We start from the raw sequence: 11,063 nt of genomic DNA on the forward strand, positions 1-11,063 counted from the left end.
TGAAAACAGTGAGTTCATTACCAAACTAGGTGATAACGTTGAATTCATTGAAAATATCGTCAATAAGTTGAAAGGAAAATATGGAAACGTAGGCTATGATACCACGACGAATATGTTCTTTTATTACGATGAGGACTACAATCCAGTTACAATTAGTTGGGATCTATTAGGAAATACAAAGATTAAGAGTTTTGAAATAGACGAAGTTAAAGATGCTTTGGTACTTATTGATACAGAGGATAATACCTTTGAAGTAAAGATAGATGATCTAGGCAAAATTATTGCGAACAACGATGTTTTTGTTACTAAGTTGGCTGAAAACAACGAGTTTATCACTCACTTAGGTAATAACACTGAATTCCAAACCATTATTAAAAATAATTCTGCAACGGCTTCAGTGAAGTTAACAGATGCTTTAGTAAATATAGACAACGTAAAAGGTGGTTTTGAGTTTAACAATGGTAAAAACACTGATGTAGTTCATTTTTCAGAAACACTAACTGAATTGCAAAAAGCTAAGAATGCGACTACAAATTTAACTGAATATTACTTTATCGATGAAACCAAAAATAGGGATAGTGTTGTAATAGAAGTGTCACAAGATGTAATCAATGATTTTGAACTTATTTTAAATGACCCTGATGTCATTGCATTATTAAAACAGTTTATTTCTAATACTTCAGGAGATGTAATAGTGGAGCGTAACACATTAGGAGATATTGTTATTACTGCTAATGGAAATACATTTAATATAACGGAAGAAATTAAAGACAAAGAAACAAATACGACATTAACCTCATTAGGTGAAGGAGTATATGTTTACAAAAATGAAGAGGCTATCAAAACAGGGGGAGCAGGAAGTCAGATTGACGTAATTGAAGATGTAATCAATAATTTTGACACCATTGTTGAAGACACTACTGTAAAAAATATCTTAAATGAATTTGTAAATAATGCAGTTGTTGTAAATTATTCCTATAACGAAGTTATCAAACCAGAAAAATGGCTAAATACTGATAAAAAGGTAGCAGTTAGAATGTTTGATATTTCGATTAATGAAAGAACAAATACAATTGAAGTAAATGGAGATTTCGCTGAAGTAATTTTGCAAGCGCGTTTAATTAATAAAGCATCTAATTCAATTACTGAAGGTGTTATCCGAAAAACTGTAGTGAATGGAAATACACAGCTTATTCTTGGTATTCCTGGTGCAGTAACAACTGTTCATCCAATAGGAACCTATTATCTGATTCTAGAATACGTGAAAAAATAACTGAATCTTCATGATTTAAAATTCAAAAAGAAACAAATAAATTAAAACTGTTCTTTTTGGTTTCATTCAAGTTTCCCCCAACTTCGTGGGAACTTGAATGAAACCCTATATAAAGTGAGGCGTGAGGCAAACAAAATAGAAAGAGTAGGAAATAATGTATAGAAGGTTAAATTACTTGATATATATTCTATGACTAGAAAATAAGAATACACTGTTTTTTAGTCTTTTCATCCCATACTTGTAGGGACGAATTTTGTGTTTAGAATAACCTCTGACAGCTAAACAAGAAAAAGGTCAATAATAGTTGGCTTTTAGTAAATACGTACGAATTATAGAAATGAGAAACTAAGGTAGAGGACTAGTATAGTAGTATAATCTACATCAGTTTCTGTATTTATACTGCGCATTTATAAAAAGTAAAATTTAGATTCTTTTTTAATAAGGAAAGATAATTGGGAAAAAAATAAGTAAAGCATGATAAAAAGAAAAATATATACCTTACTACTAATAAGTTGTACTAGTAGTGTAATATATGGCCAAGAAGCTTCATCGGTAACGAATGAAGGAATCTTCTCTGTATCTTCTGGAGATTTGATATCTATAGAAGGGACTTTTGAAAATCAAGAGACAGGAGATGTAACGAATGATGGAACTGTAATTTACTTTCAACATTTTATTAATGATGGATTGTATGGTATTACTGAGAATAAGAAGACTTCTACAACAATATTTAAAGTAGATGGAACAAATTACGATGCTAAAAGATTGACAGGTAAAGGACTGTCTTCTTTTTACAATGTGGAATTAAATAGTCCTATCCCTGAGGTCGCCTTTGATTTGAAGCAGAACATCGATATCTATGGACAAGCCGATTTTCAAGAGGGAATCATTAAAGTAGATTCTGCCATTAACCCTTTAACAGGTCTTTCGTATGGGATGATTACTTTTCAAAATGGTTCAACTACATTAAATGTAAGAAACGAATCGCATGTGGATGGAGTTATAGAAAAAGTAGGAAATGAAGGGTTTACTTACCCTAGTGGAAATCAAGGGAAATATCGCTATGCTCGTATTTCTGCACCTAAAAATAGCAAAGATGCTTTCATTGGTCAATACATCTATGACGATTCAGCTTTTTTTGCTGCTCGTCCGAATGCAGTAGGAGTAGTTAATACTATAAATACGAATGAATATTGGCTAATTGATAAGGGTGGAAATAATGTTAGTGATGTATTGTTAACACTTAGTTGGGATGAAGAAACCACATTACCAGAAGTCCTGGTGAATCCAGAAGAAGAATTGCATATTGTACGTTGGGACGCTCAGCAACAATTATGGGTTGATGAGGGTGGTGTTGTTGATATGTCAACGAAAGAAGTAACAACAATTGCCAAAGTAAAAGGGTATGGTTTTTTCACACTGGCAACAGTAAAAAAAGACTGGATTTTAGATGGAGATTTAGTGATTTACAACCTTGTAACACCTGATGGTGATGGAAAAAATGATTACTTTATCATTGATCACATCCACAATTATCCTAATAAAGTTGAAATCTTTAATCGCTGGGGAGCTCGTGTATTTGAAACCACGAATTATGACCCAAATGCTGATGGAAGTACCAATGTTTTTAGAGGCTATTCAGAAGGTAAAGTAACTATTGACAAAGGCAGTAAGCTACCAAGCGGAACGTACTATTACGTCATTACCTATGAATATACAGACGATAATGGTAGCCGTATGATTAAGAAGTCGGCGAACTTACACTTGGAGAATAATTAAAATTGCAGGAAATGAAAAGAAATAGAATACGAAAGATTGTACTACTTATAGGCTTAAGCTTATTGGGTATGCATCAAGCAACAGCTCAGCAAGATCCTCTGTACACACAATACATGTACAATCCAGCTGCGATTAACCCCGCTTATGCAGGTAGTGTAAGTAATTTACAACTTTTTGGATTATATCGTACTCAATGGGTAGGTTTAGAGGGCGCTCCTAAAACAGCGTATTTATCGGCTACTACTCCTCTAACAGATAATGGTTTAGCCTTAGGTGTACACTTTAGAAATGATCAATTAGGTGTGATGACCGAAAATGATCTCTCTATAGATCTAGCCTATACAGTTGATGTAAATCATTTTTATAAATTGGCTTTTGGTTTAAAAGGTACAGGATCGATTTTAGATGTAGATTATAATAAACTTCATATTTATGACGGTACGGATCCTATCTCGGAAACGAATATTAAAAATAAGTTTAAAGGGAATGTAGGAGCAGGAGTTTATTTATATTCTGAGAAAGCGTATGTAGGACTTTCTGTTCCGACGATTTTATCAAGTAATATATATAACGAAAAGGAATATAAAGTCATGTCTGAAAAAGCCCATTTTTATTTGATGGGAGGGTATGTAATTGAAATTAATCGAGATCTTCAATTTAAACCAGCTGCTTTAGTAAAAGTAATGACTGGAAGCCCATTGCAGGTAGACGTTACAGCTAACTTCTTATTATATGATAAGTTTACCTTAGGTGCTGCTTATCGTTGGGACGCTTCAGTTAGTGGTTTAGCTGGATTTCAAGTAACAGATGGGTTATTTGTAGGCTATACTTATGACGCTGATACAAGTAAACTTTCCAAATACAATTCAGGCTCGCATGAAATCTTTTTGAAGTTTGAATTATTTAGTAATAATAGACGAAAAGTCGCACCTCGATTTTTCTAAATAATAGCTAATATGAGTAGAAAAAATATAGTTAAAGGTTTGCTATTTTGCTTCCTGTTTTCGAGTTTCATTAGCTTTGGACAAACAAGAAAAGAGAAAAAAGCAAATAAAGAATATGAGAATTTTGCCTACATAGATGCTATTCAAGTCTATGAGCAAATGGTGCAAAAAGGAATAGTTAATGCTTCTATTTTGAGTAAACTCGGAGATTCCTATTACTTCAATGGAATGTTTGTTGAAGCTTACAAATGGTATGAAGAACTGTTTGAAGGAACCTATGAAGATAAAAATGTAGAACTACTTGATAAAGAGTACTATTATCGTTATGCACAAACGCTTAAAGCAGTAAAGTTAATTGAGAAGTCGGAGACTGTTCTTCAAGATTTTGCTACTTTAAATGCCAGTGATTCACGTGCACAAAAGTTAATCAGTTATGATGAGCTTGTAAAACAAACAATTACATCTTCTCGTTTTACATTGATGAATCTATCAACGAATAGTGAGTATGCTGATTATGGAGGTACGATGCTTGAAAATAGTCTGGTTTTTACTTCCTCTAGAGACAGTGAGGAAATGAAAAATAAAATTCACAATTGGACCAATCAAAGTTTTACCAAATTGTATGCAACTACTATTGATGAAGATGGAAGTTTTAGTGAACCTGTTTTATTTGCAAAAGAAATAGCCTCTAAAGAGTTAAATATGGGATCAGCTATTTTTACTAAAGATGGAAAAACGATGTACTTTACAAGTAATAACAGTTCGACAACGAAGAGAAAAAAAGCCCAATATAATGAAGATGACTCTTCCGTATTGAAAATTTACCAATCACGTAAAAATTCGGATGGTACTTGGGGAGCAGCAGAGGAATTACCTTTCAATTCAGATGAATTTAATACAGCTCATCCTGCTTTAACTCCAGATGGAAAATGGATGTATTTTTCTTCTGACCGAAATGGAGGTTTTGGCCAATCAGATTTATTTCGCGTAAGTGTATTTGATACAGGTCGTTTTGGCCAAGTTGAAAATCTTGGCGATCGTGTGAATACTGCAGGACGTGAAACCTTTCCTTTTATTTCTAATGATTATATGTTGTACTTCTCAAGTGATGGTCATCCAGGATTTGGAGGGTTAGATTTATTCAAGGTAAAGGTTAATCGAGATGGACAACTCGGTACTCCAGTTAATATGGGGCCTGATATCAATAGCGCATTTGATGATTTTGGTATATATATTGACGCAGAGAGCAAAAAAGGATTTGTCACATCCAATAAAGAAGGAAGTTTTGGAAGTGACGATATGTACCTATTTATAGAAAAACCTTGTACCCAACTCATTGATGGTTTAACTATGGATCAAGATAGTAAAGTTAGTTTAGCCGGAGTTGAGCTTACTATTTTAGATGTTCATGATAAGTTAATTGACAAAGTCTATACAGATCAACAAGGGTTCTATAATTCAGCAAAATTAATTTGCGGTCAAACTTATTACATTCACACAAAAAAAGAAGGATACTTTGATAAAGAAATAACTGTCGAGACTGATCGTCAAGTTCAACAACGGGTTAATATTGAATTAGAAATTATCGAAAAAGGAGATGATTTATTTAAAAAACTGAAATTAGCTCCTATTCACTTTGATTTTGATTCTGCAACAATTCGTCCAGATGCGCAGGTTGAATTAATGAAGGTGGTAAAAGTAATGTTAGAACACCCGAAATTAGAAGTAGACGTACGCTCACATACAGATAGTCGTGGAGATGATATGTATAATATGCGTCTGTCTGAACGACGTGCTCAATCTACTATCCAATGGATGATTCAACAAGGAGTAGAAGCTAGTCGATTAACAGGTCGAGGGTATGGAGAGAGTCAATTAATTAACCATTGTATCAATGGTGCGACGTGTACAGATGATGAACACGAGGTCAATAGACGAAGTGAGTTTATTATTTTAAACTTATAAAACTATCCTAAATCTAGAATTGAAGAAAGGAGGGTGACTTTTTTTAAACACCCTCCCCTCTATCTCAATTATTTAGTACAAATGCAATGGAGTAGGTTATTGATCATTCGGGAATGAATTCGATAATATAAACTCAAGGACTAATGAAAACTTTATAGTAGCATAGATTTTTTATAGTTATTTATTCTCTTTTCATCTTGCGTATAAGAATTCTATTGAATACTAAAGTAAGAGGAAAAAAATGGTCTAAGTATAACTTGTCTACTAGTCAGAATCATAGATCAATAAAGAAATAAATGTCCATTAAATATTCTTTTCTGAATAATTTATTGACTGTTAAGAATTAGTTTTATTGGCTAGTCTAACTTATATCATCGAATAGAGACCAACCTTATCTATAGATTTTGACTTGATTGGCAAGTGTATCGTTGACTTCTAAAAGAACGAATGTCCTACACATTATTTTTATACTACGGAGTGGTACTAGCACAATTAGTTCTTATATATAACAAAGAAGTAAAATAAGGTTTTTATATGTTATTAATCTGTTTTCAGGTTTCTTGTGTTAGGGTGAGTTAGGAGTGCTAGTTACTTTCATCTTTTGAAAAGAAATGAATAATCTAGGTAAGAAAGGTGGAAGAATGTAGTAAAAAAGAAAAAAAAATGAAAAAGAAAAAACTAGAGAACAAATGGAAGGGGAATTCAGGGTACCTATTTTTGCTACTCTTTATTTTAGTTATCGCAAATGTTAGAGCTGAAGGATCACGAGATTTATATCCAGCTCAAGCACAAGGAGGAAGAGCTCATTTAAGAGCCTCTCTTGTAACGAATTCATATTATCCTTTCTCTACACTAGGAGAGCATTATGTTTATGCAGAAGAGGGAGAGGTTATTGCTTTAGCATCGAATGCTCAAAGTAATGCAGAGCAAAAGCGTATATTTTTATATGCCCCTGATGGAACTGAAGTTACTCCTGTAGCAACTTCTAACTTGGAAGGGTACATACCTAATAGACAGGCAGAACTTGCAGGTCCAAGATTACCTGGAGAAAGCAATGGTAACAATAAATATAGGGCTTTGCACTATACTGTTCCTACTGGAGGAAGTGGAGTTTACCGTGTGAATTTTTTAGGTACAAGTGGAAGAACAAATGGGGGAACACGATTATATTACTCTGTAGCGGATGCATGGCCTCCTACCTATAATAATTTTAGTGATTATCTCATAGCATGGGATATTACGGTTGCAAAACAAGTGTATGGAAACTGGAATTGGCAGTTGGGACGCGTGTTTACGAAAGTCTTAAATTTGGATAACCCTTCAGGTACAGATGATGATACCATGAGACCAGGAAGTGGCTTTTTTGGAGTCTTTAAAATATTGACTAGAGATGGATACGTCTACAATGTCGACAATAATGGAAATCATGGAATGTCATTTACCTTCATGGTAAACAATCAAGGGTTTCATAAAGTTGGAGATCCAACAACACCTTCCTATGAAAGTATTAATGCGGAAAGTGAAAGTCTTGTAAAAGACAGATATCACGATCCTAGAACCGATGATAACGGAACTGTTGTTACGCAAAAGATATTTTATAATTTACCTGATAATGCTATGCCAGAACGGGCAAAGTCTGAAATGGATGGAGGACAAACTTGGCTACGTGTTAAAGAGAAAAGCTTAAATATTACCGATTTAAGAATTGAAGGTGCTGAAGGTGCTTCCAATCAAGTGGGAAATAAGGGAGCTTTTATTCGATTTTACAACGAAAGTGGTGGAGCATATGACATTCGGATTAAACCCAAGCCTGGTGCTTATTTTCCAGAACGCCATATAGAAGGTACGAGTGTTATTGGAGAAAATGAAATATTTTGGGATGGAAAAGATGGCAATGGTGATTTTATTCCAGTAGGAAAAGCTGATGTGGAGGTGGATTTAAAACTTCATGGGGCAGAAGTACATTTTCCCTATATTGATATGGAGTTGAATCAAAATGGAATTATTATTGAATTGCTTTCTACTGATTTACAGTCTGTTATTTCTGATAAAATCTATTGGGATGATACAGGGATTGGAAATGGAGGAGGGAGTTTTGGAAGTAAATCTGAACCTAGAAATGCAAGTCATACGATTTATCCAGACGGAATTTCAAGCCGAGTTAACGGTCATATATGGGGACAGAACAGTCAAGGTATTGCCTATTCGTATGAAACTTTTGGTGATGAACAAGGAATCGATACTTGGACTTTTATCAAGGGAGAAGTTGTGTCTACAAACTTTGATGTAGAGGTTGTTGAGGCTGATTTAGAAGTTGTATCTGTACAAACAAGCCAAACTCATTTAGTATCAAATGATGAAGTAACCTATATTGTTCAAGTTAAAAATAATGGACCAAGTGATGTGAAAGGAACTATATTTACTTTTGATGTACCTGTAGGCCTTATTCCTATGCAAGCACTCTTTTCTAGTACGGTTGGTGTATTACAAACTGTTCCAATTGCATTTGATGTGAATAAATCGCGCTATCAAGCTGTTCTTGATATGGACAATGGAGGTGAGGGAACTTATGAACTAACACTGAAAGCCATCAACCCTAACGCTGGGACTCTTGTTGTAGAAGCTGCCTTATTGCGTCCTAAAGATGTGATTGATCCTGACGCAACAAACGTAATACATGATGTACCTCCTACAGATGCAACTTTTGAATGTGTTAATAACGGCCTTGGTTTACCCTGTAACAACATCAAACAAAATACTCAAGTGTTGTACTCTAATGCTGCTATATCTTTTTATAAAGAAGGAAGATTTAATGATGAGAATGGGGATGGTTGGGCCCAAATAGGTGAAACTATAACCTACGTTTTAGAATTAAAAAATACAGGAGATGTAGCGCTTAAAGACATTGTTTTACAAGATCCTCTTTTAGGTGGAATAATTGTAGAACAACCTATAAAAAGCAATAATTCAGATTCTTTTTTAGATGTTGGTGAAACTTGGACCTATACACTTACGTATGTTGTTACAACTTTAGATCTTAAAAAGGAAGGAGTCTATAATCAAGCTAATATTAGTGCAATTGATACTTTAACTCAAGGTACTTTAAATGTAAGGTCCAAACCTAAACAAGTATTGACACCTGGTCAACCAGGATATGATGTAAATTTAATAGATCATACTTTTGTGGAATTAAAAACAAATAAAGTATTGATTTCTAACCCAATGATTTATCAAAGAGTGAAATAAAATAGCTCATAACAAAAACGATTATCCCTCATCAGTTTTAACTGAATGGTGTGATGACATCCATACGCTTTTACCTTATACTTAATTGTAAATATTTGAAGGAAATGTAAAGCAGAGGTGGTAGAAGAACCCGCTCCTGAATACAGCTTAAACGAATGCAAAGGATGAAAAGTAGAAGAGTAAAAAAATGAAATTAAATAAATTCACAATAATTGATGTTTTGCGATTAATAGAGATGTGAAATCGCTATTTGTTATTTTTTTAGGTAAAAGATGGTTGTTTTTTAAAAATGGCATAATAATTGTTTTTATCAAAATAATTCAAATAAAATCAAAAAAATAGTATAAAAAAAGTGTAAAAATGAAGGGGATTGATGAGTGGAATTGTGTTGATCTGTTTTGTGTTCTTTAAGAAATTGCTGTAAAATAAAAAGAAAGTAAGCGAAAGCTTATTTATAAGTAGTTTGTTTTTGAGTGCGTTAGGAGAATAATGTAGCCGAAATGGTTAAAATAAAAGAATATATTCTCCTTTTGTAAAAATGTAACACATGAAACTATGTTTAGTTATCTTCTTGATTTTTTAATCTTTTTACTTTCGGTTTTTTTTGATGGAAAAAAAATTAATTCAAAAATAAGATAGAGATATTAAAGATAAAATTGTAAACCGTTTTTATCTAGTGTATCATTATTTATATAAAAAAAAATAGTATGATAAGAAAAGTACTCCCGCTAATCGCATTAATCATGACTGGTTCTGCAGTGGCTCAAATTGGAATTGGAACACCCAAAGCTAATAGTTCAGCTCAATTAGATATTGTAGCCAAAGATAAAGGTGTTCTTTTACCTCGAGTTGAATTGAAAGAAATATATGACCGCTCTCCAATTATTGGAGATGTTGTAGAAAGTTTATTAGTATATCATGTTGGTAATACGGCAATGAAAGCTGGTTTTTACTATTGGAAATCAAATATGTGGACTCCTCTTCTTTCTGGTGATACGTATGTTGATCGTATGAATCATTCATTCCGAATAGGATTGAACCCTGTTACGAATACAGAAGCATTGATTATTACAGATACACAAAACCACAACATATATCTCTCTTTATCCGATATTGCTACTAATAGTGCATTTGTAAACGCAATGATTAATAATAATGAATTTACAATGAAACTCGGAAATGATTCCAACTTTGTAACTACTATTTCAAACAATGGTGACTTTGTTGAAAATGTGATCAATAAGTTAAGAGGAATTTATGGAAATGTGAGTTACGATAGCGTTACAAATAGATTCTACTATTTAGATGGTCAAGGTGGGGAACAGTTAATTGATTGGTCTAGTTTAAATACTACAAATGAGAGTTTCACTTTAGTGAGTGATCGCTTGATTGTAACGGACTCTGCAGGACATGCTGTCTCTATGCCTGTTGTTGATATTGCAACTAATGGAGCTTTTATTACTACCTTGATTGATCATAGTGATCTAATTGCTAAATTAGGTGATAATCATAGCTTTCAGACGATTGTAAAAGAAAATTCACTGGAAAGTTCATTGACTTTAACAGATCAAACAGTAAACCAAAATCAAGTTAAAGCGGGGTTTAATTTCAATAATGGAAAAGATTTAAATTCTATTGCATTTTCTGAAACACTAACCGAAATGGAAAAAGGAAGTGATGCGAATGCCTTAACAGAGTACTATTTTATTGATGAAACAGGGAATAGGGATGCTACGACTATTCAAATAACGGCAGATATAATAGATGATTTCGACAAAATATTAGCCGATGATACGGTGAAAGCGCTATTGCAACAGTTTATTGCTTCTGCTCAAGGAGATGTCGCTGTTGTACGA

4 protein-coding genes and 2 pseudogenes are annotated in these 11,063 nt (G+C 33.4%); all 6 read left to right on the forward strand.

Annotation, left to right across the window (positions count from 1 at the left end):
* Positions 1 to 1,273, forward strand: a pseudogene (locus ACPDG9_RS15320) (hypothetical protein); the annotation flags it as partial.
* A 474-nt stretch (positions 1,274 to 1,747) separates the two neighbouring features.
* Positions 1,748 to 3,052 (forward strand): gliding motility-associated C-terminal domain-containing protein, encoded by a 1,305-nt coding sequence (locus tag ACPDG9_RS15325; protein ID WP_430528591.1) that lies wholly within the window; start codon positions 1,748 to 1,750, stop codon positions 3,050 to 3,052.
* Positions 3,053 to 3,063: 11 nt separating this feature from the next.
* A complete protein-coding gene (locus tag ACPDG9_RS15330; RefSeq protein WP_430528592.1) occupies positions 3,064 to 3,996 on the forward strand; it encodes a PorP/SprF family type IX secretion system membrane protein in 933 nt (310 codons plus the stop codon).
* Positions 3,997 to 4,008: 12 nt separating this feature from the next.
* A complete protein-coding gene (locus tag ACPDG9_RS15335) occupies positions 4,009 to 5,961 on the forward strand; it encodes an OmpA family protein (RefSeq protein WP_430528593.1) in 1,953 nt (650 codons plus the stop codon).
* A 663-nt stretch (positions 5,962 to 6,624) separates the two neighbouring features.
* On the forward strand, positions 6,625 to 9,207 hold the full coding sequence (locus ACPDG9_RS15340; protein ID WP_430528594.1) for a DUF7507 domain-containing protein: 2,583 nt from the start codon (positions 6,625 to 6,627) through the stop codon (positions 9,205 to 9,207).
* A 707-nt stretch (positions 9,208 to 9,914) separates the two neighbouring features.
* Positions 9,915 to 11,063: pseudogene (locus ACPDG9_RS15345) on the forward strand (hypothetical protein); the annotation flags it as partial.

This window comes from Myroides sp. C6-3 (genome assembly GCF_050522425.1).
Lineage (GTDB): Bacteria > Bacteroidota > Bacteroidia > Flavobacteriales > Flavobacteriaceae > Flavobacterium.